The organism is Arthrobacter sp. R4-81, assembly GCF_054792365.1.
Genome location: NZ_CP096445.1, coordinates 345,436 through 371,973 on the forward strand (window position 1 = coordinate 345,436; position 26,538 = coordinate 371,973).

The 26,538-nt window shown below is 61.6% G+C and carries 21 protein-coding genes; 12 read left to right on the forward strand and 9 right to left on the reverse strand.

The features are described from left to right. Positions 1–142 precede the first annotated feature (142 nt). The 3 genes from M1E05_RS01720 to M1E05_RS01730 are packed head-to-tail and all read left to right on the forward strand — an operon-like array spanning position 143 to position 4,113. On the forward strand, positions 143–862 hold the full coding sequence (locus M1E05_RS01720; RefSeq protein ID WP_461164257.1) for a TetR/AcrR family transcriptional regulator: 720 nt from the start codon (positions 143–145) through the stop codon (positions 860–862). Positions 863–919: 57 nt separating this feature from the next. Beyond that, a complete protein-coding gene (locus M1E05_RS01725; RefSeq protein ID WP_461164258.1) occupies positions 920–2,950 on the forward strand; it encodes a PTS mannitol transporter subunit IICBA in 2,031 nt (676 codons plus the stop codon). Continuing rightward, positions 2,950–4,113 carry a mannitol-1-phosphate 5-dehydrogenase gene (locus M1E05_RS01730; protein ID WP_461164259.1) on the forward strand — a complete coding sequence of 388 codons (1,164 nt, stop codon included), beginning with the start codon at positions 2,950–2,952 and terminating at the stop codon, positions 4,111–4,113. The genes M1E05_RS01725 and M1E05_RS01730 overlap by 1 nt, the downstream gene beginning before the upstream one ends. A gap of 136 nt (positions 4,114–4,249) precedes the next feature. Here the strand turns inward: M1E05_RS01730 and M1E05_RS01735 are convergent, their stop codons facing one another. Next, complete coding sequence (locus M1E05_RS01735) at positions 4,250–5,680, reverse strand: sugar porter family MFS transporter (protein WP_461164260.1); 1,431 nt, start codon at positions 5,678–5,680, stop codon at positions 4,250–4,252. Between the two features lie 243 nt (positions 5,681–5,923). Here M1E05_RS01735 and M1E05_RS01740 point away from each other — a divergent pair, with 243 nt between their 5' ends. Beyond that, positions 5,924–6,046 carry a hypothetical protein gene (locus M1E05_RS01740; RefSeq protein ID WP_461164261.1) on the forward strand — a complete coding sequence of 41 codons (123 nt, stop codon included), beginning with the start codon at positions 5,924–5,926 and terminating at the stop codon, positions 6,044–6,046. Here the strand turns inward: M1E05_RS01740 and M1E05_RS01745 are convergent. Beyond that, positions 6,043–7,713 carry an MDR family MFS transporter gene (locus M1E05_RS01745; RefSeq protein ID WP_458112466.1) on the reverse strand — a complete coding sequence of 557 codons (1,671 nt, stop codon included), beginning with the start codon at positions 7,711–7,713 and terminating at the stop codon, positions 6,043–6,045. The two genes, M1E05_RS01740 and M1E05_RS01745, sit on opposite strands and share 4 nt — an antisense overlap. 152 nt (positions 7,714–7,865) lie before the next feature. Beyond that, positions 7,866–8,342 (reverse strand): ribonuclease E activity regulator RraA, encoded by a 477-nt coding sequence (rraA, locus tag M1E05_RS01750; RefSeq protein WP_458112465.1) that lies wholly within the window; start codon positions 8,340–8,342, stop codon positions 7,866–7,868. 124 nt (positions 8,343–8,466) lie between these two features. Between rraA and M1E05_RS01755 the strand changes: the two genes are divergently transcribed. The 4 genes from M1E05_RS01755 to M1E05_RS01770 all read left to right on the forward strand — a co-directional run bounded on the left by M1E05_RS01755 (position 8,467) and on the right by M1E05_RS01770 (position 12,643). Next, positions 8,467–9,753, forward strand: a complete 1,287-nt coding sequence (locus M1E05_RS01755; protein WP_458112464.1) for an MFS transporter — start codon at positions 8,467–8,469, stop codon at positions 9,751–9,753. Between the two features lie 154 nt (positions 9,754–9,907). After that, positions 9,908–10,504, forward strand: coding sequence for a TetR/AcrR family transcriptional regulator (locus M1E05_RS01760; RefSeq protein WP_458112463.1), 597 nt, complete (start codon positions 9,908–9,910; stop codon positions 10,502–10,504). Between the two features lie 282 nt (positions 10,505–10,786). Beyond that, positions 10,787–11,983 carry an NAD(P)-dependent malic enzyme gene (locus M1E05_RS01765; RefSeq protein ID WP_458112462.1) on the forward strand — a complete coding sequence of 399 codons (1,197 nt, stop codon included), beginning with the start codon at positions 10,787–10,789 and terminating at the stop codon, positions 11,981–11,983. Between the two features lie 159 nt (positions 11,984–12,142). Further along, the gene (locus M1E05_RS01770; protein ID WP_309107448.1) at positions 12,143–12,643 is read left to right on the forward strand and encodes a DUF456 domain-containing protein; all 501 of its coding nucleotides are present in this window, start codon (positions 12,143–12,145) and stop codon (positions 12,641–12,643) included. 103 nt (positions 12,644–12,746) lie between these two features. Here M1E05_RS01770 and M1E05_RS01775 read toward each other — a convergent pair whose 3' ends face one another. Next, positions 12,747–13,205, reverse strand: coding sequence for an Lrp/AsnC family transcriptional regulator (locus tag M1E05_RS01775; RefSeq protein WP_458112461.1), 459 nt, complete (start codon positions 13,203–13,205; stop codon positions 12,747–12,749). Positions 13,206–13,597: 392 nt separating this feature from the next. On the opposite strand from M1E05_RS01775, the gene gluQRS reads away from it, so the two are divergent. The 3 genes from gluQRS (at position 13,598) to M1E05_RS01790 (ending at position 16,551) form a co-directional block, all read left to right on the forward strand. Then, positions 13,598–14,479: a tRNA glutamyl-Q(34) synthetase GluQRS gene (gene gluQRS / locus M1E05_RS01780; protein ID WP_461164262.1), complete on the forward strand. Its 882-nt coding sequence runs from the start codon at positions 13,598–13,600 to the stop codon at positions 14,477–14,479. 356 nt (positions 14,480–14,835) lie between these two features. Beyond that, positions 14,836–15,504 carry an HD domain-containing protein gene (locus M1E05_RS01785; protein WP_461164263.1) on the forward strand — a complete coding sequence of 223 codons (669 nt, stop codon included), beginning with the start codon at positions 14,836–14,838 and terminating at the stop codon, positions 15,502–15,504. 27 nt (positions 15,505–15,531) lie between these two features. Beyond that, positions 15,532–16,551: an NADP-dependent oxidoreductase gene (locus M1E05_RS01790; RefSeq protein WP_461164264.1), complete on the forward strand. Its 1,020-nt coding sequence runs from the start codon at positions 15,532–15,534 to the stop codon at positions 16,549–16,551. 60 nt (positions 16,552–16,611) lie between these two features. On the opposite strand, the gene M1E05_RS01795 is transcribed toward M1E05_RS01790, so the two are convergent. The 5 genes from M1E05_RS01795 to M1E05_RS01815 form a co-directional block, all read right to left on the reverse strand. Beyond that, the gene (locus tag M1E05_RS01795; protein WP_461164265.1) at positions 16,612–18,387 is read right to left on the reverse strand and encodes an amylo-alpha-1,6-glucosidase; all 1,776 of its coding nucleotides are present in this window, start codon (positions 18,385–18,387) and stop codon (positions 16,612–16,614) included. A 77-nt stretch (positions 18,388–18,464) separates the two neighbouring features. After that, positions 18,465–19,226, reverse strand: a complete 762-nt coding sequence (locus tag M1E05_RS01800) for a carbohydrate ABC transporter permease (RefSeq protein ID WP_458114588.1) — start codon at positions 19,224–19,226, stop codon at positions 18,465–18,467. Positions 19,227–19,279: 53 nt separating this feature from the next. After that, positions 19,280–20,251 (reverse strand): carbohydrate ABC transporter permease, encoded by a 972-nt coding sequence (locus M1E05_RS01805; protein ID WP_458112456.1) that lies wholly within the window; start codon positions 20,249–20,251, stop codon positions 19,280–19,282. A gap of 94 nt (positions 20,252–20,345) precedes the next feature. Then, positions 20,346–21,578 (reverse strand): sugar ABC transporter substrate-binding protein, encoded by a 1,233-nt coding sequence (locus M1E05_RS01810; RefSeq protein ID WP_458112455.1) that lies wholly within the window; start codon positions 21,576–21,578, stop codon positions 20,346–20,348. A 155-nt stretch (positions 21,579–21,733) separates the two neighbouring features. Next, on the reverse strand, positions 21,734–22,738 hold the full coding sequence (locus tag M1E05_RS01815) for a LacI family DNA-binding transcriptional regulator (protein WP_458112454.1): 1,005 nt from the start codon (positions 22,736–22,738) through the stop codon (positions 21,734–21,736). A 300-nt stretch (positions 22,739–23,038) separates the two neighbouring features. Here M1E05_RS01815 and M1E05_RS01820 point away from each other — a divergent pair, with 300 nt between their 5' ends. After that, on the forward strand, positions 23,039–26,491 hold the full coding sequence (locus tag M1E05_RS01820; protein ID WP_461164266.1) for a LamG-like jellyroll fold domain-containing protein: 3,453 nt from the start codon (positions 23,039–23,041) through the stop codon (positions 26,489–26,491). The last annotated feature ends 47 nt before the right edge of the window (positions 26,492–26,538 follow it).

A 26,538-nucleotide genomic window follows, 5' to 3' on the forward strand; every position in this document is an offset into this window, starting at 1 on the left:
GCCGGTAACCAGGCTGCGTCGTCGGATGCTGGAGGTCGGTACTGCTACGTCCGACGGTAGCTGCTTTGCCTGAAAAAAGTTCTGAAAAAATTGTATGTGATGCACTTCATATAGCAACGCTATAGGTGCTAGGGTAGCGGCTATGAGTTTCGATGGCCAGTTACCGCCTAAGGCGAGACTGCTGCGTGCGGCGGCTGAGTTGCTCGCCAAATCAGCGGGCGCGCCCGTATCCACCCGGCAGATCACCCAACTGGCAGGGGTTACGGCACCCACGCTGTATCACCACTTTGGTGATAAGGAAGGGTTGTTCGACGCGGTTGTTACAGCTGGCTTTGAAGAATACGTAAAGGGTGAACGCGACTTTGCCCCATCCGGCAAACCGCTGGAGGATATCCGGCGGATGTGGGACAACCACGTCGAGTTCGGGCTCAACCAACCTGAGCTGTACCTCGTTATGTTCGGCAACATCCGGCCGGAAAGACGGCCCTCCATTGTGGCCGATGCCGAAGCTTTGATGGAGGAGATGCTGAACAAGGCGGCCGTAGCGGGCCAGCTCAACGTGCCTCCGCGGGAAGCGGCCAGAAGCATTCTGGCCGCCAACGTCGGTGTCACTCTCATGCTCATTGCGGAGCCGGTTGCAGACCGCAACCTGGAACTTTCCACCATGACCCGGGACGCCATGATCTTCGCGGTGTCCACGGATGAGGCCAAAGAGGCGGCACAGGATGATTCCGGCAAATCATCAGTGGTAGTAGCCGCCATTGCCCTTAATGCCGCGCTCCAGGCCTCGCACTCGGATCAGCTCTCAAGCTCAGAACTCAAGCTCTTCCTCGAATGGCTTCACCGCATCTCTAACAGCTAGCTCGTCGCACTATCGGACCATCCTGCAATGCTGCAGGAATCACGGTTAGGAAATCACATGGCAACACAGTCAGTTGCAAAACCTCGCACAAGCATGCGCGTAGGCGTCCAGAAGTTTGGAACATTCCTTTCCGGGATGATCATGCCGAACATCGGCGCCTTTATTGCCTGGGGCCTCATCACAGCGCTCTTCATCGAGAAGGGCTGGTTTCCCGTCGCTGAGCTCGGCGGCTTCGGCACCAACGCCGAGGGTAAGCCGAACGTGGGTCTTGTTGGCCCGATGATCACCTACCTGCTGCCGCTCCTTATCGGTTATACCGGTGGCAAGATGGTCCACGACGTCCGAGGCGGCGTCGTCGGTGCGATTGGCACCATGGGCGTGATCGTAGGTGCCGGCATTCCCATGTTTATCGGGGCAATGATCATGGGTCCCCTCGGTGGCTGGACCATGAAGAAGCTCGATTCGATCTGGGAGGGGAAGATCCGGCCCGGCTTCGAGATGCTGGTGAACAACTTCTCCGCCGGCATCTGGGGTGCACTGCTGGCCATGCTTGGCTTCTACGGCATCTCCCCGCTGGTTCAGGCCTTCAGTGCCGGGGCGGGCAATGTTGTCCAGTTCCTGGTCAACAACGGGTTGCTGCCGCTCACCAGCATTTTTATTGAACCCGCGAAGGTCCTGTTCCTGAACAACGCCATCAACCACGGCGTGCTGACCCCGCTTGGCGTCCAGCAGTCGCTTGAACAGGGCAAGTCCATCCTGTTCCTGCTGGAGGCCAATCCTGGGCCGGGCCTAGGAATCCTCCTGGCTTACATGTTCTTCGGCAAAGGCCTGGCCAAAGCATCCGCTCCGGGTGCAGCCATCATCCACTTCTTCGGTGGCATCCACGAGATCTACTTCCCATATGTTTTGATGAAGCCGATTCTCATCCTCGCCGCGATCGGTGGCGGCATGACCGGGATCGCGACGCTGGCCCTCACTAACTCAGGCCTGGTAGCTCCTGCGGCTCCAGGTTCCATCATCGCAGTGATCGCCCAGACGTCCCGTGACAGCTACTTTGGCGTGATCCTCTCGGTTGTCCTGGCAGCAACGGTGTCCTTCCTCATCGCCTCGGTGATCCTCAAGGCGAGCAAGACACCCGTGGGCGAAACCGAGGAGGACAGCCTGAGCGCAGCCACGTCCCGCATGGAAACCATGAAGGGCAAAAAGAGCTCCGTGTCCTCCGTCCTGACAGGCGGCGCAGCGGCTGCGGGCGGTGGCACTGCCGTCATGGCCGGGCCCATCAAGAACATCGTTTTCGCGTGCGACGCCGGTATGGGCTCAAGCGCCATGGGAGCCTCTGTGTTGCGCAACAAAATCAAGGCGGCAGGGTTCCCCGATGTAAAGGTAACCAACGCTTCGATCGCCAATCTCACCGACAACTACGATGTAGTCATCACACACCAGGACCTCACCGAACGCGCCAAACCCGTCACCTCGAGCGCTGCTCACTTCTCAGTGGACAACTTCATGAGCAGCCCTCGGTATGAAGAGATTGTGGAGCTGGTCAAGAGCAGCGACGCGCAAGCAACGGACGACGGCGAAACACCAGTGGCCGGGACGGCGCAGGGGGCCGGAACGGGACAGGCCGCCGAAGCGAAAGCCGCCACGGCGCCGCCGTCGGACATTCTGGTACCTGACAGCGTGATCCTTAACGGAACGGCGACCACCCGTGACGCTGCGATTGACGAGGCCGGCAGGTTGTTGTTGGAGCGCGGCGCGGTGGACGAAGGCTACATCACGGCCATGCATGAGCGTGAGGAGTCCGTTTCCACCTACATGGGCAGTTACCTGGCAATTCCGCACGGCACCAACGCGGCCAAGGACCACATCCGGAAGTCTGCAGTGTCGGTGATCCGCTACCCCAACGGCATTGACTGGAACGGCAAGCAGGTGAAGTTCGTCGTCGGCGTTGCAGGCCTCAACAATGAGCACCTGCACATTCTGTCCTCCATTGCGAAGGTGTTCACCAGCAAGGCCCAGGTGGCGCAGCTGGAAGCGGCCACCACCGTGGATGAGGTGCTGGAACTCTTCGGGAAGGTTAACTCCTAGTGAAAGCTGTCCATTTCGGCGCGGGGAATATCGGCAGGGGCTTCGTGGGGCTGCTGCTTCACGAAGCAGGCTATGAAGTGGTATTTGCGGACGTTGCCGGGGACCTCATATCCCAACTGGCCGCGGCCGGGAGTTACGACGTCCACGAAGTAGGGGAGAACCCAACCGTACGGACAGTGGATAACTTCCGTGCACTCGACTCGGGGACCCAGGAACAGGATGTCATTGCCGAGATCGCGACGGCAGACATCGTCACCACGGCAGTAGGGCCGCACATCCTGAAGTTTGTTGCTCCGGTGATTGCCAAGGGAATAGCCGCCCGCGCTGACGGGCTGGCTCCGCTGCAGGTGATGGCGTGCGAGAACGCGATCAATGCCACGGATCTTCTTCGGGATGAGGTGGCACGTGTTTGGGATTCCGCTCCAGGAGGCCTGGACGCCTCCGCCGTGTTTGCCAACACCGCCGTGGACAGGATTGTGCCCAACCAGGAGCCAGGCCAAGGCCTGGATGTGACGGTCGAAACCTTCTACGAGTGGGTTATTGACCGCACACCTTTCGCTGGATCCGAGCCTGCCATTCCGAGGGCCACATTTGTGGATAATCTGGCGCCGTACATCGAACGGAAACTCTTTACCGTGAACACAGGGCATGCCTCCGCCGCATATTTCGGCTACGAGGCAGGTCTGGAAAAGATCTCCGATGCGATGGCTGACCAGGATGTGGCCGAGGACGTACGGGCAGTCCTTGAGGAGACAAAGCAGTTGCTGGTGGTGAAGCACGGCTTCAACCACGACGAACAGGAAGCCTATGTCCAGAAGATCCTCAAGCGCTTCTCCAACCCGCATCTGCCCGATACCGTGACGAGGGTTGGCAGGGCACCGCTCCGCAAGCTCAGCCGCAACGAGCGCTTCATCGGTCCGGCTGCGGAGTTGGCTGAACGTGGAATCGTGCCCGAAGCCCTTCTAGGAGCAATCGGGGCTGCCCTGCAGTTCCGCGATCCGGCTGATGCAGAATCGCTCGAACTCGCAGAGATCATCGCCACTTCTACACCGGAAGCGGCCACTGAACGGATCACCGGGCTGGGACCCGACCACCCCCTCTTCCCGGGCGTCGCTGCGTTGGTGGAGGAGGCCAAAGCCGGGGAGGTCCCTGCCCCCGCCTGACGCTCCCTCACCTTTCGCGGGTTTTTGGCGAACCCTCTCTCACCTTTCGCAGGTTTTTGGCAAACCCTCCTTCAGTTCCTGAGGGAGGGTTTGCGCAGGTAGCGCGAAAGGTGAGGGAGGGTTTTTCAGCCCCCCGCTATTTCGGTGGGGAGACGAACAGGGTTTCGGCCTGCTCAAGGGACATGCCGTTGGTTTCCGGCACCTTGAACATGACAAAGAAGAACGACGCCGCCGCGAACAGCGCGTACATGGCGTACGTCAGCGGCAATGAAGCCGCAGCCATGACCGGAAAACTCAAGGTGATGGCGAAGTTGGCAATCCACTGGGCCGCCGCTGCCAAACCCAAAGCACGGGCACGGATCCTTGAAGGGAAAATCTCGCCCAGCAGCACCCACACCAGTGGCCCCCAAGAGGCGCCGAAGCTCACCACGAAGACGTTCGCCGCCACCAGGGCAACCGGTCCCCAGCCGCCCGGCAGGGAGATTTCCGAACCGGAGCCAGCGGCGGAAGAGAAGGCTACCGCCATGGCGCCCAGGGATACAGCCATGCCGATCGAGCCAGCCAGCAGGATGGGTCGCCGGCCAATGCGGTCCACCAGTGCGATCGCCACCAGCGTGACCAGGATGTTGGTGATGGAAGTGGCTACTGAGATGGTGAGCGAATCCTTCTCCTGAAAGCCCACGGCCTTCCAAAGAGTGGTGGAGTAGTAGAAGATCACGTTGATGCCGACGAACTGCTGCAGCACCGAGAGCGTGATGCCGATCCACACCACTGCCTGCAGTCCGAAGACTTTTCCGCGGAGGGAGCCCTTCTGCCCTGCCAGCTTGTCTTCCTCGATGGCCGACTGGATCTCGCGGATGCTGCGGTCAGTATCCTCGCCCGGGGCGATGGTCTCGAACACCCTGCGGGCCTCGTCCTCCTTGCCTCTAAAGACCAGGAAGCGGGGCGATTCGGGCAGTCTGTAGGCGATCCAACCATAAACGACGGCAGGTAGGGCGGCGGCGAGGAACATCCATCGCCAGGCTTCTATCCCGAGCCATAGCTGCTGGTCCGCACCGCCGGCGCTCGTTGCAAAGATTGCGTCGGACAGGAGAGCCGCGAAAATGCCGGTAGTGATGGCCAGTTGCTGGAGCGACGCGAGGCGTCCCCGGACATGGCGGGGAGAAATCTCAGAGATGTACGCCGGGGCGATGACAGACGCCAGGCCAATGCCGAGTCCACCCACCAGTCGCCAGAAGATCAGGTCCCAGACGCCAATAGCGAAGCCCGTCCCGGCCGCGCTGACGAGGAACAGGAGTGCGCCCAGCTTCATGGCGGGAATACGCCCGTACTTGTCGGCCACTTTTCCGGCCAGGTAGGCGCCTGCCGCACACCCAAGGAGAGCCACGGCCACGGCGAATCCGGTGACGGCTTCGGACAAAGCGAACTCGTCCTTGATGGCGTCAACTGCCCCGTTGACCACAGACGAATCGAAGCCGAAGAGGAATCCCCCCACTGCGCCTGCGACCGCAAGGCCGATCACCTTGCGCGGGACGCCAGGGCGCACTTCAGTACTGGATGTGGACATGGATCTCCCCTTGGATCTGGCATCGGATTTAAGCGCTGCAGACATCGTTGGCTCCGGATCCAGCCCTACAGGCCGGCGCATGCGCGCTCAACAGTGTGCCATGCCCCGCTGGGAGGTTCCAGTTTGCCCTACCCGGAAGGCCCATCCTTTTGGGGGAAGCGGGCGGAAGGTGAAGGAGGGTTCCTAAAAAACCTGCGGAAGGTGAAGGAGGGTTCCCCAAAACCTGCGGAAGGTGAAGGAGGGTTGCCAAAATACCTGCGGAAGGTGAAGGAGGGTCTGTTGGCGGGAAGACGACGGCGGGAGGCTCCCGCCGTCGTCGAACGTACCCTGCGCAAGGAGCACCCGCAGGCACTCCGGGCCCACTAGTGGGCCGGTACTGCCTCTGCGCCGATTGGCTCCTTGGCAGCAGCAGGCTTGGCGTCCGTGAGCTTCTTGTTCGGGAGGGCGAAGCTGATCAGGAAGGCGATGCCGGTCAGGGCTGCAGCAGTGAGCATCACGATGTCGATTGATTGGGCGAAGCCCTCGGTGATGGGCCTGGTGAGCGTGGCATTGGCGGTGTGCAGCCAACTGGTGTCGTTAAGGGAATCGTTGGTGGCGCCCTGTTTGAAGAACTCGTAGAGCTTGGTGTTGGCGGGATCCGCGGCTACTGCGGGATCGTTAAGGACGGCCAGGTAGTCGGCGTTCTGCATGGCAGCTTTCATGCCACTGGCGATCCTGTCCGCAGCCATGCTGAACAGCATCGAGATGAAGACGGCAGTGCCCACAGCACCGCCCATGGAACGGAAGAAGGCCGCGGAGGAGGTTCCCACCCCCATGTCCCTGGGCGGGACGGAAACCTGCATGGCCAAGGTCAGTGGTTGCATGCAGAAGCCCAGCCCCATGCCGAAGAACACCGCAATCAGGCCCGGGACCCAAAGTTCCGTGTCGACACCCAGCGAAAGGCCCATCACGACGGCGGCCCCCGTCAGGATCGCTGTGCCGAGGATCGGAAAAATCCGGTAGGTTCCCGACGCCGAGATGGTGCGGCCGGCAGTAATGGAACCCGTGAGGATGCCCAGCGTGAACGTGATCATCATGAGCCCGGCCTGGGTGGGAGTGAGCCCCTTGACCAGCTGCAGGTACATGGGCAGCATCGCGATGGCGCCGAACATTCCGATGCCGATGATGAAGTTCAGCATCGAGGACAGGCCGAACGTGATGTTCTGGAAAAGGCGCAGGGGGATCAGGGCGTAGTCGCCGGCGCGCTTTTCGGCGAGCAGGAAAGCGACGATTCCCACAACACCCAGTCCGTAGCAGAGGAACGAGCTGACCGACGTCCAGCCCCAGACGCGGCCTTGTTCAGCCACAAGGAGCAGGGGAACGATCGCCAGGGTGATGGCCGCCGCTCCCCAGTAGTCGATTTTTTGCCGGACGTGCTTCACGGGCAGGTGAAGGTAGAGGAAGACGACGGCGAGGGCAGCCAGGCCGATGGGAAGGTTGATGAAGAACACCCAGCGCCAGCCGTCGAAGCCCAGGATGTTGGCAGACCCGGCGAAGGCACCGCCGATCACAGGTCCAAGGACCGAGGAGATGCCGAAAACCGACATGAAGTAGCCCTGGTACTTGGCCCGGTCCTTGAGCGCAACGATGTCACCGATGATGGTCAGGGCCAACGCCAGCAGGCCACCGGCACCGAGGCCCTGGATGCCGCGGGCAATGGCCAGCTCCATCATCGAATGCACAGACCCGGCGTACAGGGATCCCAACAGGAAGATCACAATGGCGGCGAGATACAACGGACGGCGGCCGAAGATGTCGCTGAGCTTGCCGTAAAGCGGAGTGCTCACAGTGGAGGTGATCAGGTAAGCGGTGGTGGCCCAGGCCTGCAATGACAAGCCGTCGAGGTCATTGGCGATGGTGTAGATAGAGGTCGAGACGATGGTCTGGTCCAGCGACGACAGGAACATGCCAAGCATGAGTCCCACCATGACTGTCAGGGTTTGGCGGTGAGTAAGGGTTTCACCCGGTGCCCGCACGGCAGTGCTTTTGGACATGGTTTCTCCAAGGGGACGACTGGAATTAAGCAGGATAGTTGCTTTCAGTAACTATCTTACTGCCCTGGTTGTTCCCCAATGAAGGAATTTTCCTGATATGAAGATTTGGCAGTGTCATGACAGGGTGGGATTTCCATCTTCACCTCATCCCGTCAGCGTTCTACGAGGATGCCATCAGGGTCGCACCAGATCATCGCCCCAGACCTGATGGTGACGCCGTCGATGAGGAGATCGACGTCGGTCTCTCCGGCGCCGGTCTTCGAGCTTTTGCGCGGATTGCTGCCCAGCGCCTTCACACCCAGTGGCAGTTCCGCGATAGCCTCCCGATCCCGGATCGCGCCGTTAATCACGACGCCGGCCCATCCGTTCTGAACGGCGCTCGCCGCGATCATGTCCCCCATCAAAGCGGTGCGCAGCGAGCTGTCGCCATCCACCACAAGCACGGCCCCGTCTCCCGCTCTGCCAAGGACTTCTTTGACGAGGGCGTTGTCCTCGAAGCATTTGATGGTGCGGACAGGGCCGCTGAAATGGGTGTGGCCACCCAGGGACTGGAACTGCAGTGAGACGGAGGCCAGGTCTTCACCCCGTTCGTCATAAAGATCGGCAGTGGCAACTGATGTGTCGGTCATGACTTCTCCTTGGTTCAGATGATGTTCGTTTACCGGCCGGTTTGGGGCTGAAGGGATCGCCTGAATGGCTGCTGCCCACGATAGTCTGAACTCACACTGTCCGTGTCTTCCAGGGGGAACCGAGATGAGCCTTTCCGAAACGCCTGGCATGACGCCTGAGGCCGAGGGGGCGCCGCCGGCCGGAGCCGCGCTCGCGGAGCCAACCCGGAAGGTAACGCCCGGTTGGGTGACAGGACTGGTCCTGGTCAACGTCGGGATCAATGCGGCGTTTTTCGGCCCTATTAACGTCTTTATCGGCCAGCACGCCATCGGGATCGATGCCGCCAACAAGGAAGCCATCCTGTCGCTCGTCACTGGCTGTGGAGCCGCTGTTTCCCTGGTTGCCAACCCGCTGTTCGGGGCACTGTCCGACCGCACCGTCTCCCGTTTTGGCCGGCGCTCGCCGTGGGTTCTGGCAGGTGCCATCCTTGCGACAGCCGCGCTGCTGGCTATGTCCGGCGCCACCGCCGTCGCTCTTCTGGTGCTGTTCTGGTGCCTGGTTCAACTGGGTGCCAACGCGGCCTATGCTGCGATCACGGCGGCAGTTCCGGACAGGGTTCCAGTCTTCCAGCGCGGCGGGGTGGGCGGACTCGCGGCCATGGGACAGACTGCCGGGATCCTCCTGGGGGCAGTCTTTGGTGCCGTGGTCTCGGGAAATTACATGGTGGGCTACTGGCTGTGTGCGGGCGCGCTGATTCTGAGCGTCATTCCGTACCTCTTTAACAGGAACGACCCGGCATTGCCGCTGAGCGCCCGGCCGGTATTCACCTGGCTTGGGTTCTTGCGGGGCTTTTGGATCAGTCCGGTAAGGCATCCTGATTTCGCCTGGGCCTGGCTGACACGCTTTCTGGTCAACGTCGGGAATCAGTCCACCATTATCTACCTGCTTTTCTTCCTGCGGGACATCATCAAGCACGAGGACCCGGCCCTCGGTGTGCTGATCCTGACGGGCATTTACGCCATGATGGTGATGATTACCGCTGTGCTTGCCGGGCCATGGAGTGACCGCGTGGGCAAGCGGAAGCCGTTTGTGATCGGCTCATCTGCCACCATCGCCACGGCCGGCCTCATCATGGCGTTCTTCCCGGTGTGGACGGGTGCTCTGGTGGGCGCCGCCGTCCTGGGGATCGGCTTTGGGGCCTACCTCGCCGTCGACTTCGCCCTGCTGACCCAGGTTCTCCCAACGGCCGTAGACCGCGGAAAGGATATGGGGGTGATCAACGTGGCCAACTCACTCCCTCAGGTGGTTGCCCCGGTGATTGCATTCGTCTCTCTCCAGTACCTGGGCGGCTACGTGACACTCTTCAGTACGGCTGCCTTCATTGGGCTCCTCGGTGCAGTATTCGTGGTCAAGATCAAGGGCGTTCAATAGCGGAGGCGCGCACACCGCGACGGGTTGCCAGGTCGTCGCCTTTACTGAATAAGACAAAGTTACGTGCCGTATAGTTGTCAGCGAATTGCTGCTGCAGTGCGGTGACCGGGGGCCTGCTTTGCGGTTGCAAAAAGCCCTCTCCCGGAACGTGCTGATGCTTGAACTAAATTCAGATCTGCCACCCATGGCCGCTCCGCCATTGCTCCCGCGCCAGCAGCTGCGCTACGCCCGGATGCTGGATGAAGCTGCCGGATTCGCCCGCAAAGGGCTTGAGTCCATCACTCTTTCCGAAGTTGCTGCAAAGGCTGACGTCCCGCTGGGCACGCTGTACCGCTATTTTCCTTCCGCCACCCATTTGATGTTGGCACTGTACCGGAAACAGCTCGGCGAGCTGCAGGTGGGCAGCTGGCCGGGAAAAGGCAACGTCCGGGTCCATGCCCTGGTCGGCGTCAGCATGGAGATCTTCCACATGCGTGTCATGCAGCCGGCGGTGGAGCAGTGCCTGAGCCGGACCAGCTACCAGAAGGACAGGGACACCACCGACCTGTTGCGGGAAATCGATGCAATTGCGGAGCACGCGGTGACGGTGGCCAGCGGTGATGTTGCGAAGTCCCGGATCCTCCTGCTGACAATCACTGGGCTGGTGCAGGCTGTCCGGTGCCGCAGACTCTCCCTTTTTGAGGCCGAAGAGGATCTGAAGAGGGCCTGTTCCCTCTTGGCAGGGACGCGTTCGTTACAGGCCGTGGTCTAGACCGGCTAGTCACAATCGAGACATAAGACAGTAATTTCCATCACTCGGGCAGACTAGCCATGCCTAAATCCGGGCACTGGGCCCAAGAGTGGTCTGGTTGACCCCGCCCGGCGATTTACCATGGCAGTACCGGAGGGGCAAGCAGTTCCTCCCGCAGGAGACACGGCGGTCCAGCCACCCCTTGGATCGGTCATGGACTTCGCTGATCTGCCCAACTCGAGCGGCTCGCGCTTGAGCCTTCCCTATCCCGTGCGACCACGGCCTAGACCAGGAGACAACGACGTGTCCATTGAAACGACCACTCCCACCGACCTTGAATCCGCCGCGACCTTGAGCGAAGAGGAAATTTTCGCTTCCCACCGGGGCGGCAAGCTGTCCATAGCCAGCACCGTCCCGCTGGCCACCAAGCGTGACCTTTCAATCGCTTATACCCCCGGGGTGGCTCAGGTCAGCCGGGCCATCCACGCCGATCCGAAGCTCGCAAAAACCCTGACGTGGGCTGAGCGCCTCGTCGTAGTTGTAAGTGACGGAACAGCCGTCCTGGGTCTCGGCGACATCGGCCCCAGCGCTTCACTGCCTGTCATGGAAGGCAAGTCAGCTCTCTTCAAGGCCTTTGGTGACCTTGACTCCATCCCGCTCGTCCTGAACACCACGGACGTCGACGAGATCGTGGAAACGCTGGTGCGCCTGCGCCCCAGCTTCGGTGCCGTCAACCTCGAGGATGTTTCAGCACCGCGCTGCTTCGAGTTGGAGGAGAAGCTCATTGAGGCATTGGATTGCCCCGTGATGCATGACGACCAGCACGGCACCGCCGTCGTGGTCCTGGCCGCCCTCACGGGTGCCGCAAAAGTCACCGGACGCGAACTGGCGGGCCTGCGGATTGTCGTATCCGGCGCCGGCGCTGCCGGAATCGCAGTTGCAGAAATCCTCCTTGCCGCAGGCATCGATGACGTCGTGGTCCTGGACTCGCGGGGTGTCATCGTCAAGGACCGGGCGGACATCGCGGCAAACCCTTCGAGCAAGAAGGCGGAGCTGGCCGGAAAGAGCAATCCGCGCGCCTTGTCAGGCGGGCCGGCAGAGGCCCTCCTCGGCGCGGACGTTTTCGTCGGCGTATCGTCATCGCAGTTGGCCGAGGAACACCTGAAGCTGATGAACCACAGCTCCATTGTGTTTGCTCTCTCCAACCCGGACCCCGAAGTACTGCCGGAGATCGCCTCCAAGTACGCCGCGGTGGTGGCCACCGGCCGGAGTGACTTCCCCAATCAGATCAACAACGTGCTCGCGTTCCCCGGAATTTTCCGTGGGGCGCTCGACGCCGGTGCCCGCCGGATTACGCCTGCAATGAAGCTTGCCGCTGCACGTGCCATTGCCGAGCTCGCCGAGCCGGAGCTGTCCGCAGATTACATCGTGCCCAGCCCCTTGGATCCCCGGGTTGCCCCGGCAGTATCAGCAGCAGTAGCGGCGGCCGTCACCGAGTAAGGCGCAACAAGGCAACACCCAGCATTACGACGGCGGTATCTCCCCGGCACGCGAAAGGGAGGTACCGCCGTCGCGCTTTGGGACCGGGCTGGTTCCTGCAGGCTCCCCGCGGTGCCTCCAGGAACCAGCCTTTCGCCGTTCGCGTCCTAGACTGGGGCCATGAACCCCGAGACCGTCGTGACGATACTCTGCGGCCTGGCCATTCTGGTTGGAGTGGCTGGAACGGTGATTCCCGTACTGCCGGGCAGCATCCTGATTGCCCTGAGCCTGCTGTCCTGGGCCATCTGGGGCGGGGCGGGCGCAGGCGGCTGGGTGGTGTTCGGGATCGGAATGGTGTTCGTCCTTGCCGGCATGGCGGCCAGCGCCGTTCTGACCGGGCGGAAGCTCAGGGAGCACCGGATTCCCAACCGGAGTGTCGTCGTCGGGCTGGTCCTGGCCGTTGTGGGGATGTTCGTGATCCCCGTAGTGGGGCTCTTTGTGGGCTTCGCCGCAGGCCTGCTACTGAGCGAATTCCACCGGACTCGGAAGTTCCGAACTGCAGTAACCACCAGTTGGGCAGCGCTCAAGGCCACAGGATTAGGCATATTGGTGGAGTTCGGTCTTGCGTGCCTGGCCGCAAGCACGTGGTTAATAGGTGTGTGGGTGGCGGCGGCCAGCTGAGGCAGTTGCCGACTCCGCAAGGACGACGAGATGCGGAAACTGTGGGAGCAGGACTGGAAACAGCTCGGCGGGGAGTGACCGCGCTGCAGCTATCCGTAGCGGTTCAACCTTCGAGCAGCCCTGTGGTCCGATACGGGATGACTTCCCGCAGGAACATGCTGGTGGAGGTCCGCACGATTCCCGGGCACAGCCTGATTTCCTCGGACACCCGGTAGAGGTCGTCAGGGCTCGAGGCCACCACCCGGATCAGCAGGTCAGTGTCCCCGGCGGGCGCATGGCACTCGAGTACTTCAGGAATCTCCCGCAGGGCGGCAATCGCCTCGTTCAGGTGGCTCTGGTCCAATTCGGCGCTCACGGACGCTGCAACACCCCGCCCGAGGGCGGCAGGAAGAACACGGCTGCTGTTCGGGCGAAGAGCGCCCGACGTCGACAACCGCTCAAGGCGCGACTGCACAGTTCCGCGCGCGAGGCCGAGGCGTTGGGCGAGCACCATGATGGGCAAGCGAGGATCTTCGTCTAAAGCGGCGAGAATACGGCGGTCCGTGGAATCGAGTTCCTGCAATCTGACCACTCCTGCCGACGATTGATGTATAAAATTGATCGAATTGACCAGACTAAAGGGCACCTGTTGCTCCAACTGTATGGCTTCTGCTCAAATGGTGGCAATAAAGGAGGAGGCCACCGCCGAATCCGACAGGCTAAGGGCACGCCGGTACACCACCCGGCCCCCGGACAACGCCTCCCGCAAGGAGGAAGCCGCTGATTGACACTTGTTCACGCATCGTCGCCAGCACACATCGTTTCCACAAGCTTTACGTGGGTCAGGAAAGACGCGTCCGGACCCTTCACGACAAGAGCCCCTGAGCCACCGGCGCCGGTTCCATGGAATCCTGCGGTAGCTGAGGGGCTCTTGTGTGCATGCAGGCTTCTCCATCCTGCGCCTAGGCTGGAGGCATGACGTCAGCAGGTCGCTTTGCCCCGAGCCCCTCGGGCCAACTCCACGTGGGGAACCTGCGCACCGCCATCCTCGCCTGGATGTTTGCCTGGTCCACCGGCAGGCAGTTCCTGGTCCGGGTCGAAGACCTCGACCGCGCGCGGGCAGGAGCTGAAGAAGAGCAGCTCCGCGATCTGGCCGCAATCGGCGTGAAGTGGGACGGCGCCGTCGTACGCCAGACCGAGCGCGAGCCGGTCTACGCGGAGGCGATTGCCCGGCTCACCGCGGCGGGCTTGACTTACGAATGCTTCTGCACGCGGCGTGAGATCCAGGAAGCACCCTCCGCTCCGCACGCTCCGCAGGGTGCCTATCCGGGAACATGCCGGTATTTGTCCCGTGCTGAGGTGGAATTCCGGCGCTCCAGCCGTCCGGCCGCGATCCGCCTGCGTGCCTGGACCGACGAGTGGACCGTGAAGGACATGTTGCATGGTAGCTACACGGGGATCGTGGATGATTTCGTACTCCGCCGGAATGACGGCGTCACCGCGTACAACCTGGCAGTGGTAGTGGACGATGCCGCCCAGGGCATCGACCAGGTGGTCCGCGGTGATGACCTGCTGCCGTCCACGCCCCGCCAGGCGTACCTCGCATCCCTCCTTGAGGTGCCCGTCCCGGACTACGCGCACGTACCGCTGGTGGTTAATTCCGACGGCGCCCGGCTGGCAAAGCGCGATGGTGCAGTGACGCTCAGCGACCTGGCACAGAAGGGTATCTCAGCCGAGATGGTCCGGGACATGCTTCTGGAGTCGCTGGGGCTTCCGGCCGGGTCCTTGGATCAGGCCCTGGGTGTCTTTGACCCTCTGAGGCTGCCACGGGAGCCGTGGATCTGGCCGATCGGCTAAAGCAGGATCGGCTAAAGCAGGATCCGCTAAAGCAGGGATTTCAGTGCAGGTCATTGGGGAGGGGTGTTGTTCTGCCAATTCTGAGTTCTGCTTACTCATCCTCAAATATCGATACTCACACAAAGCTGAGGAGAGACTGAGCATCCGGGCCCGATGTTTCGCGGCACCGTATCGTTCTGTGTAACATGCAAACAGGTGGTCAGCCCGCTGTTCCTCAACCCGAGACTGGCCACCGCTGACCCCCCTCGATCGTGCATTGGCAGGCCATCCTCGCGCTGGGCCAGGAGCCAGGGGCTACGCTGGAGTGCGGCCTTCCGGACCGGAACCGGCCGCCTGCCGAGTAGAGGATGACACACATGCCAGAACCACGATTCACAGTTGAGACGGCCATGGTCCTTGCCGAGGTGGCCCACAACCGCCAGAAAGACAAACTCAAGCGCCCTTACCGCGAGCACGTGCTGGCTGTAGGCGATGCGCTCGCGGACTTCGACGACGACATCAGGATCGCCGGCTACCTCCACGACATTGCTGAGGACACTCCCATCACCCGGCAGGCCCTGCTGGAAATGGGAGTCTCGGAACGGGCCGTTGGCATCATCGAGCGCGTGACCAAACGCCTTCACGACGACCCGGACGACTACCAGGCCGGGATCCGCTTCATCGCCGAGGACCACGACGCCACGCTCGTGAAGATCGCGGACAACGCCCACAATTCCCTTCCTGAGAGGGTCAAAGCCCTTGCTGAGAAGTGGCCCGATAAGCCGCCGGTCACGCGGTACAAGGATGCGCGGCCGGTCCTTTATGCGGCGGTCCCCGAGGCCGAAGTCCGCAAGATCCTCGAGCGCATCAACCCCTGGCTCCTGGATGAACTCGACGAGTTGCTGGATGCCGACGACGACACCGACTACGCGTCGCTGGCGTACGGACCCGGTGATGGCGCCTCACTGGACGCGGGTCTTGAAGCCGACGAGCTGGATTCCAGGGACGCAACGGCCGAGGAAGCCCGGCAGGGCGACCGACAATAGCGCCGCACGGGACAGAAGCGCTGGACAGTGCGCGCTTATGTGATCACCCGCTATGGCGGGCCGGAAGCCATGGCGCTGCGCGATGTTGCCACGCCGGTCCCCGGGCCAGGCCATGTGCTCATCAAGGTACGGGCAGCGGGCCTCAACCCGGTGGATTACAAGATGCGGCAGGGGAAGCTGCGGCCTCTTTTCCGGCCAAGGCTGCCGTTCATTGCGGGCTGCGAGCTGGCGGGAACCGTCGTCGGGCTCGGGTCGGCCACCAATCGTTTCCGCGCGGGGGACCGAGTATATTCGCGCGTCGACGCTCCGGGGCTGGGCGCTTTCGCCGAGTTTGTCTGTGTTCCCCAAGAGCTAGTGGCACTGATGCCTCAATCGCTGGAATTTGTTGAAGCTGCCGGCCTTCCGCTTGCAGGACTTACGGCGCTGCAGTCGCTTCGTGACGAATTGCGGATCCAGCCGGGCAGCAGGCTGTTCATTTCCGGCGGGGCAGGCGGAGTGGGAACCCTTGCGATACAGCTCGCCAAGTACTACGGCGCCGAGGTGACCACCACTGCGTCTCCCCGCGGGCATGCACTGGTCCGGGAGCTGGGCGCGGACCACGTGGTGGATTACACGCGGGAGAATTTCGCACACGCCCTCAAGGACTTCGACGCAGCCCTGGACGCTGTGGGCGGGCGGACGTTGAAGGGTGCCTTCCGCATCCTCAGGCGTGGCGCCGCCGTCGTCTCCGTGGCCGGAATCCCCGAACCCAAAACAGCGCTCCAGGACCTCCATGCGTCCCGCGCCGTCGCCGCCCTGTTCTGGGTGATCAGCCTGGGCGTGCGGCTTCGCGCCTGGAGGTCCGGGGTCTCGTACCGATACCTGTTTATGCACGCAAGCGGTGATGATCTCCGCTTCCTGGCCGGACTGGTGGACACGGGAAAGATCCGGCCGGTGGTGGACAGCGTCTATCCGCTCACACGGATTTCGGATGCCTTTTCCGCTCTGGAAACTGGCCACGCTAAAGGCAAGATCATTGTCACTATGGACGACGACTCCCCAGCCTGAGGGCGGCCCGCACGGTGATGAGCCGCTGGTGGGTGGCCACCGGCGCCCCTCGACGGTCATTCAGCCCGCATCGACAAACAGCTCGTCCGGGGCGTCTACTGCTGAAACCTGGCTTTCGGTGGACCGATGGACGGCATCCGCGGCGAGAGCCAGGTATGTGCTTGCGGTCCAGGTGTAAGCCCTGTCGCGGAGCCCCTCGCCGGTCAGGGCGTCAAAATTCTCAGCGAACCCACTGGTTTCGCAAAGGGTCCGGAACCGGGTGCTGATTCCGTTTGCCAGATCCACATAGCCGCCTCGTCGCAGCCCGTCTTCAATCAGGTAGGTCGACGGGGCCCAGATGGGTCCCCGCCAGTATCCGTCGGCTTCGTAGAGCGGGGAAGCGGGCGGCTCGGTTGCCGGACCCCAGTTGGTGAGGTGTTCGGTGAGGCGGACAGCCAGGGTCTGGCCAATTTCCGCGGGCAGCCGGTCAGAGATCAGGAGCGGAAGAAGGTTCAGGAGGCTGGTGGAGGTACTCCAGCGTCCCGTCAACGGGGCGTAGGCCCGGAAGGCGTCCCCGTCCCAGAGTCCCATCAGTCCTTGGAAAATCCTGTCCCGGTGACCCCGCCAGACGCCTTCCTCGCCTGTACCAAGTTCCTGTGAAATGTCGATGAGGACGTCCAGCTGGTAGACGAGGAAAGCAGCCAGATCCGGAGACTCAATGAGCCGGTCCTTATCAAACGTCGTCGAGTTGTCCCACCCGCTGTCATTGCCGTGCTGATAGTAGGGGAGCCCGCGCCCCGGACTTGTGCGGTGGCTGATCCAGAACCCTGTCCACCGCGAAAGGGCACCATAGATCTCCCTCAGCAGGGCGTCGTCGATCACGGGCAGGCTCTCCCGGAGCTTGGAGTAGGCCCACCCATGGATGGGAGGCTTGACGTAGTTGTACAGAAGTTCGGAGTGGGAGATGGAGTCAGGGAGTGCGCCCTCTGGAGTCTGGTGATCAAACGGAGCAAGGAACTGGTCCCAGGCTTCCTCCGCAAAACCGGCGGACAGGGCGACGGCGTTGAAACAGTGATCCCAACTCCAGACCTTGTCCATCCAGTGTTTGGACATCAGCACGGACTCACGGTGGAGGAATCCCAGAGGGCTGACGGTTGCTGAATAGAGAACGTAGGCGGCAAGGGCAGCAGCGGGGGTTTCCTGGTTCCGCCATGACGCTATCCGGTCCAAGTAGCCTGCGAAGGTGGCGTCGGCTTTTGCCACCGACTCCTCGAAGGACGTTTGAAGCACCAAAGGCTCCCTCGCAGTACGGAATTCATCGATGGCGATTTCCCACGTCCCGTTCGAGGCGCTCACTTCAACCCATCGCTTCGCCTGGCCCAAGGCTTCCGAGCCGACCGCGGACAGCGCGCCTTTCACGACAGTGATCCTGTACCTCAGGCCCGTTTCGTAGGACGTGAAGCACCACCCTTTGCTGACGGGGTCGTAGTAGAAGAATGTCCCGGTAAAGGGCGTGAGGCTCGCGGCTGCGTCTTCCAGGCGCAAAGCCAGTCCCTGCCCGGAGATGCGGAGGATCTCCGGGCCGTCGAAGACGGCGTCCACTCTCGCGTCGCCGTCGACCCATGAAAGCACTGAGCTGTTCGCTTCAACGGTGGCATCCACTTTGCCTCCGTTCCTACGCGGTGTCAGCCCAAGAACACCTGTCAGGCCATTCCGGTGCCCGTTTTGGTGGGTCACAAGATGGATGTCCGGAGCACTCTTGTGGAGTCCGATGACCCGCGACAGGTTCAGCCATGATCCGCGGGTGCTGAAGGGGATGTGGTCAATGTCGAAGGCGACACGGGAGTTTTTGGGCATGGTTGTTCCTGTCAACGTAAAGGGGGGCAGCGGTGATGGACGTCCGCGAACCAGGCGAATGAGCGGTGGGGACTGATTCAGTCTTTGACGGCGCCGGCCGTGACACCTGCTGAGACATACTTCTGCGCCACCACGAGCAGGACGGCTGCCGGGATGGAGGCCACCACGGCTGTTGCCATGATGGCGTTCCATTGCTGGTTGTTGTTCCCGATGTAGGCGTAGATGCCAAGGGTGATGGGCCGCAGGGCACCGCCGTTATTCAGGGTCGATGCAAAGATGAAGTCGGACCAGGCCCAGAGGAAGGCGAACAGCGAAACGGTAACCACTGAGTTTCGGCTGACCGGCATAACGATGGAGCGGAAAGTGCGCCAGTTTGATGCGCCGTCGATCTTTGCAGCGTTCAGCAGTTCATCGGGGATTCCGGACATAAAGGCTGAAAAGATCAGCACGGCAAACGGAACTGCGATGGTCGAGTCGGCCACGATCAGCCCTGGAAGCGTGTTCAAAACTCCCATGCCCAGGTAGATGGCGTAGAAGCCCATGGCAATGATGATGGCCGGAATCATCTGGGCGATAAGCATGAGGAAATTCAGGAGCCCTGTTCCGCGGGGCCGCAGTTTGGCCAGTGCAAAGGCAGCCGGGGCCGCCACAGCAACAGTCAGGATCACTGTGCCCAGCCCCAGGATGAGGCTGGTCCCCAGGAAAGGTATCTGCTGCTGGAGGACAGCCGAATAGCCTTCGAAAGTCACGTCCACGGGAAACAGGCTTGGCGGGGATTTCCTCATATCAGTGCTGGGAGTAAGGGAGACGTTGATCATCCAGTAAACCGGGAACAGCATGATTGCGGTCAGCACAATTCCGAAAATGGTCTTGAAAGAAAAGCGGCGGGTACTCACTGATTTTCCTGTCTGCTCTGCACACGGATGTAGATGAAGCCGAAGACCACCGCGAGCACGATCAGGAGGTTTCCAATGGCTGCTGCGGGACCAAAGTCGGGAAGGACCGAGCCAAAGCCCAGCTGATATGTCCAGGTTGCCAAGGTGGTGGACGAACCTGCCGGACCGCCCTTTGTCATGATCCAGATGATGTCGAAGACTTTGAGGGTATAGACAAGGCCCAGCAGGATGGTGATGGCTGAAACCGGCCGCAGCAGCGGAAGGGTGATGCGCCAGAACTTTTGCCAGGCGTTGGCTCCATCGATGGCAGCGGCTTCATACACGTCGGTGGAGATTCCCTGCAGGCCGCTGTAGAGGATCACAAGGTTGAATGGCACACCGATCCAGATGTTGGCGATGAGAACAGCCACAAGGGACCAGTCAGGGGAGGTGAGCCAGTTGATCTGAGGCATCCCCAGCGCCATGAGGGCCGCATTGACTATGCCCGAATCGCTGTTGAGCATCCAGGACCAGGTGGACGCGGAGACAATCAGCGGCAGCAGCCAGGGCACCAGAAACAGGGCCCGCAGCGTGCCGGAGAGCCTGAACCCTGAGTGGAAGAACACTGCCAGCGCCAGGCCTATCCCGAACTGGAAGACAATCGAGACGACTGTGAAGGTGGCCGTGTGGGAAATGGCCGGTCCAAACGTGGGTGACGTGAAGACCTCGATGTAGTTGTCCAACCCGGCGAAGGGGGCGTCACCTTGGACGAAGCTGCGGACGGTATAGGCCTTGAGGCTGAGTTCGATGTTCCGGTAGAGCGGGTAGGCATAAAAGATGGCCAAGTAGAGCAGCAGGGGTGCCAGGAAGGCTGCCGCAGACCAGCGGGTCGACGCCGCAGCCCGCCGCGCGCGGGTATCCACGGCGTCGGCTGTCACGACGGCCGGGAGTACTTCCCGCGGTGCGGTCCCGATGTTCACGGGTGACATGGTGATTCCTTCTGTTGAGGTGCAGTCATTGACGCGGGCGGCGAGGGCGCAGGGTTACTTGGATCCCTGCGCCCGGACCGCTACGTCGTAACCGCTACTTTGTTGCGGCGGCCGCGGCCGACTGTGCGGTCTTGGCTGCATCCTGAGGGCTGGCGGATCCCGTCACTGAAGCTTGGACAGCCGTCCAGAGCTGTTCTGAGATTTTGGGGTAATTGGTGCCCAGGTTGTCGCTGGTGCGCCCCTTGGCGGCGGCGACGGCGTCAATCCATGGCTTGAGCGTGGCGTCGGCTGCCAGCTGTTCCTTCTGGGCTTCCTCGGTGGGCGCGATGTAGTTCAATGTGTTGTCGGTGGCCACCACGTTGGAGGCATTCGTGAGGCACGCGATGATCTTCTTGGACGTTTCGTACCGTGCGGTCTCCTTCTGGACAGGGATAGTCAGGAACTCTCCGCCGGTCGGGGCTGCCGCGGCACCGCCGGACTTAGCCGGGATGGGCATGACCTTGTAGCCGGCCTTCGCGGCGTCTGCTTTCTGCCAGGTTCCGTTCTCGGCGAAGGCGAAGTCGCCTGCCATGAATTCCTGCCAGCTTGTGGTCTGGGTGTTGTTGATAACCGAGTTGGGAGCGTGCCCTTCTTTGATCCAGTCCGTCCACAGAGCCAGGGCGGATACGGCGTCGCTCGAGGAAAGGTCATCGAGCTGTGCTCCCGAGCCCCAGAACCACGGCAGGAACTGGAAGCTTCCTTCTTCAGTTCCGACGGCAGAGAACGTAATACCCTTCTTGCCGGACGCTTTCACCTTTTCAAGAGCTGCGTTCAGGGACGCCCAGTCAGTCACGGAGGCCGGGTCGACGGCGGCTGCCTCAAGAACCTTTGGATTGTAGTAAAGGGCAAGAGTGTTTGCCCCGATGGGAACGCCATAAACGTCTCCGTCAATTTCACCTGCGGCCAGGAGGTTCGCCTGCGTCTGGGAAGCGTCCAGGCCACTGTCCTTGGCTGAGGTCAGCACGCCGGCTTCGGCCAGGGTGGAAACCACCGGATTGTCCACCAGCAGAACATCGGGTGAAGAGCCTTGCTGGCCGGCCAGCAGGGCCTTGCTGGTCAGATCGCTGGTGTCATAGGCAGTCCGCTTGATGGTGGCTCCGGCCTCCGAACCACACTTATCGATGGATCCCGCCCAAGCGGATGAGGCATCGTACTGGGGGTATGGATCCCAGAAGGTGAACTCGCTGCTGGCTGTAGACGTAGCCTGGGATGGACCTGAAGCGCAGCCTGCCAGCCCGCCACCGGCCAGAACGGCCAAGGCGAGGACAGCGGCGGATCTGGTTTGCATTGATTTCTTGTAAAACACGGTGATCCTCTCTGAAAAACGTGCAGGTGTTGGGATTGAACGGGATTTTGGGTATGCGGTAGCTGGGCGTGGGGCTGTTTTTGGCTGTGCGGGAGTAGCTCGCGGACCCTGCGAAGTCCACGACGTGTCTGTACTGGCTAGCGGACCGTGCCCCGGTCCACGAGCTCGGGGGCGACGAAGCGGACGAGTGGTTCGCCAGCCTGGTCGGGACTGTTGATCCTTTGAACAAGCCGTTCGACTGCCATCCGGCCAAGTTCGCCAGGGGAAGTCTCGACGGCGGTGTACGGGAGTGAGAAGTCCCGGCCGAACTCCTTGGAATAGAGACTGACTACGGACAGATCGGATGGAACAGACATGCCACGATTGCTGAGGAACGCGGGCAGCGCTGCGATGGTGGCATCGTTGTGGACAATCAATGCGGTCGCATCAGGCCGTGAACTCAGCATTGCCTCGAGGCTGGTCTGAATGGCAGGCTGCCGTGATTCGCCATAGTACGTGTGCAAGTGGATGCCGTAGCGGGCTGCACGCTCCTGCGCCGCATCCCGGAAACGCCATGTATATGCTGCACCCCGGTCAAAGACATGCTTTGGCGGGCAAAGCAGCATGATGTCTCGATGCCCCAACCCGTACAGGTTGTCGACTATGACCCTGGCTGCCTCTCCGAAGTCCAGATCGAAGACGTCAAGGCCATTTGGCTCACCGGGAAGCCCAATGAGTGCGCCGGGCTGACGCACGGACCTCATCACGTCAATCCGCGGATCGGAATGGTGGATGTCCAGGAGGACCACTCCGTCGACCATGTTCGACTCCGTCACCCTACGGAGGGCCGCGGCGCCGTCGTCCTCGGTGATCATGAGGATGTCGTAGCCGCGCTCCCGTGCCGCACTGGACACTGACATAACGTATTGCATCATTGCCGGCGCGAACTCGTCAGCGTTGAAGTGAAGCAGAAGCCCCAGAACCATGGTTTTTTGGCTCGCCAGTGCCCGCGCTCCGGCGTTAGGGGTGAAGCCCAGGTTCTCCACTGCCGCCCGTATGCGTTCCTGGGTCTCCGGGGAGATGGAGCGTTTCCCCGAAAGGGCGTATGAGACAGTGCTGCGCGAGACACCAGCCTCACGTGCCACGTCACCAATGGTTGCCAAGGGTCCTCCTGAGTCGAATCGGTTCGCTAAATGTAGCCTCCATTTTTGGTTCTGGCAATGACGTGTAGTCGAAATACCTGAGATTGGCCCCCGGAAGCGTCTCATTAGGTCCAACAAGCTTGGGAAGGGGCCGATTTGGGCCCAAACTCTTGTGGCCCCCATCACGCGTATGTACACTGCTCGAACCGGTTCGACAGCGTTACGACGTCACTTCACGAGCTGCCTAGCAGGATTGATGACGACGTCGTTTCCCAGCGCTGCGGACCCAACGACTGTCCCCAACCCAGAAAGCGATACTCGGTGAAACGACAACAACGTCCACTCCCCAGCCGTGTCATCTCCGCCACCCTCACCGGCGCATTATGTGTCGGTGGAGGACTCACCCTCTTTGCCCCTGCGGGAGCACAAGCTGCCCCGGCCCCGATGATGGTGGCCGCGGCTGATGTGCCTCTTCCCGATGAGAGCCTGATCCTCCATTACGATTTCGAAGCCAACCAGGTGGCTGGCTCTACGGTTACGGACCTGTCCACCAGGCACCTCAACGGTGCGATCGCTAACGTAGCCAACGCCACGTTCGTGGACGGCCGCACACCGGGCACGAGGGCTATCAGCCTCCCCGGCGGTGCGGCAGGTTCGACGACGGCGCCCTACGTCACAGTGCCCAACGGGCTCTTTCAGAGCGCGACGGCGATGACGGTGTCATCATGGATGAAGTGGGATGGCGGGGCTGATTTTCAGTGGCTGTACGGCCTCGGCAAGGACCTGAACAACGCGACGTTCCTGACGCCGTCGTTCGCGGGAGACTCCAAAACGCGCTCATCGATCAAGCCTGTCAACGGGACGGCCGAAGTCGGTGTTTCAGGAAGCAGCAAGATCCCGATTGGCAGCTGGGTAAACGTGACCACCACTATCGACCAGCAAACCATCACGTACTTCCTCAACGGCATAAGTCTGGGGACGAAGCCGGCAACTGTGGACCTGGTGGCGAAGATGTACTCCGCGACGAACACCACGTCCGGAGCCTTGGGTAAGGCGTTTTGGGGAGGGCACCCCTTTTTCGACGGCGCGATCGATGACTTCAGAGTCTATTCCCAGGCGCTGAGCCCGGAGCAGGTGCGCACCCTGGCCGGTGACACGGTGGCGAGGGCGGACTTCACGGTGGACTTGGGAACCAGCACCGGCCCCTTCCACGGCGGAGCTTCAGGCACCCTGTACGGCGTGTACGGCGAGGGGCTGCCTTCAGCCAATCTCCTGGAAGCCATCAAACTGCGCACGGTCTCCACCAAGGCCCAGGACGGACCCCAGCACCCCGGAGCCGACGCCCTGGAAGTGGTCAAGCCTCTTGCTGATGCCTCCAATGGTGATGTTTATATCTACATGACCGACATCTACCGCGGCTTCCCCTACCAATGGCCCGGGAGCACGCCGGAAGCTCGCCTGAACGACTACAAGGCCAAGGTTGCTGCCCAGGTTGACCAGGTGCTGCAACTTCCCGTCGAGTACCGGGACAATATTGTTTTCGTGCCGTACAACGAACCCGAAGGGAACATGTTCGGCACCAGCACGTGGAGCTACAACAACATCAGCTGGCTGAACGATCCCCAGTACTTTTTCAAGGCGTGGGATGACACGTACAAACTCATCAGGGCCAAGATGCCGACGGCCCGGATCGCCGGCCCGAATACCAGCACGCTTTACAACCAGGTGCAAGGTTTCCTTCAGCACACTGTGGCGGCGGGAACGGTGCCGGACGTGATGACGTGGCATGAACTCAGCGCTCCACAATCCATCCGTAGCAACGTTGCCCGTTACCGGGGCTGGGAAAACACTGCGTTCGCCGGCACCGCACTTGCGGGCAAGCATCTGCCGATCAATCTCAACGAATACGCCTTCAATTACCACACGTCAGTGCCGGGGCAGATGATCCAGTGGTTCTCCGCCATTGAGGACTCGAAGGTGGACGGCGACATCGCCTACTGGAACATTGACGGCAACCTCAGCGACTCGGCAGTCCAGGCGAACCGCGCCAACGGCCAGTGGTGGCTCCTGAACGCCTACGCCCAGATGTCCGGGGATACTGTGAAGGTCACCCCGCCCAAGCCCGACGTCAGCTACACCCTTCAGGGCGTGGCAACGCTGGACAAGGCGAAGGCGCAATCGCGCATCCTCCTTGGGGGAACCAGCGGCAACCAGCATGTGCAGGTCAACGGAGTGGATCCGGCAGTGTTCGGCAGCAGCGTGCACGCCCTGGTCAGGGAGATCGGCTGGAGCGGCCAGTTGGGTGATGCGGCCCAGCCGTCGGTGGTTGGCCAGCTGAACCTCCCGGTGACCAACGGCTCGATCGGCTTCGATTTCGGTGCGCACCTGCCCGCCCTCAACGCTGACTCCTCCTACGAGATCATCCTCAGCCCCGGCGGGAAAGCCTCCACCGGCACCCCCGCAACCTCGCTGTGGAAGGGAACGTACGAGGCCGAGAACGCCGCCTTCACCGGCACCGGATACAGCAAGAACGGGCCGGAAGGGACGCCGTCGGCCGTCTCTAAGTTCTACACCTCAGGAAACTACAACGTCGGCGGCCTTCGCACGGGGTCAGACATCAAGCTCAACTTCGACGTCACGGTGCCACAGAACGGAGACTACGATCTCAGCGTCTTCGCCAACTCCCTGAACACCTATGGGGCGGTCCAGGAACAAGGGCCCACAAACGTGTTCCTCACCGTCGACGGCGGAGCCGAGCAGGAAATGTACCTCCCGCTGGGTTACAAGTGGGTGGTCTGGGACCACGCAGACACCAAGGTCAAGCTGACCGCCGGGAAACACACCATTTCCCTGTCTGCTAAGAACCTGGCCGGAACCAAGGGGACCAAGGGCGACGCCATTGTGGACAAGATCGACCTCACCCTGAAAAACCCAGCTGCGGGACAGGCCATATATGAAGGCGAAAACGCAACCCTCAAGGGGGCAGTTGCCGACTACACCCGTACCGGGGTCTCCGGTTCGGGTACGGCACGCATGACTCAGGGCCAAAGCGCCACGTTCTGGGTCTACTCTGCAGTCGACGGCGAGGCGGAGCTCTCCGTGGACATCCTTGGCACCGGCACTGCGAACATGAGCGTAAACGGCCAGAACGTGGCCGAAGGAATCACCGGGCCGCTCACCAAGCCGGTGTTCCTCGCAGGAGGCATCAACAAGGTGCAGGTAACAGCTGATTCGGGCACACTCTATGTGGACCGGGTCCGCACTGGGGCATCATCCGGGAAGCTCAATTCCACTGCCTATGAAGCGGAGACAGCTACGCTCTCCGGTTCCGCCGCCATCACCAACTACCTGCTGGCCTCGGGCGGCAAGGCCGTGACGAACGTTGGCGGTGATCCCAACAACACCAACACCCTCACTTTCGGAAACGTCCAGGCACCCGTGGCCGGCACGTACGCGCTGACCGTGCGCTACTCCAACCAGGAGCAGTCACCCGCCACGCACTACAACCCGGACCCGCTGGCACGCCATGCCGAAATCCAGGTCAACGGCGGAACCACTAAGCGAGGCTGGTTCCCCCACACGTTCCACGCAAACAACTTCTGGGAACTCACAATTCCCGTGGAGCTGAAAGCAGGAACGAACACCATCAGGTTCTCCTCACAGGAGCTGCCGAACTACAACAGCACCGAACTGCTTTCAGCCACCGCTCCGGAACTGTTGAGGTCCAAATACGCACCAAATATCGACCGCATCCGGGTGACGGCACTGAAGTGACGTTGAGCCGTTCGTGAAGTAAGCATAGGGAGGGGAGGCCACAAAGC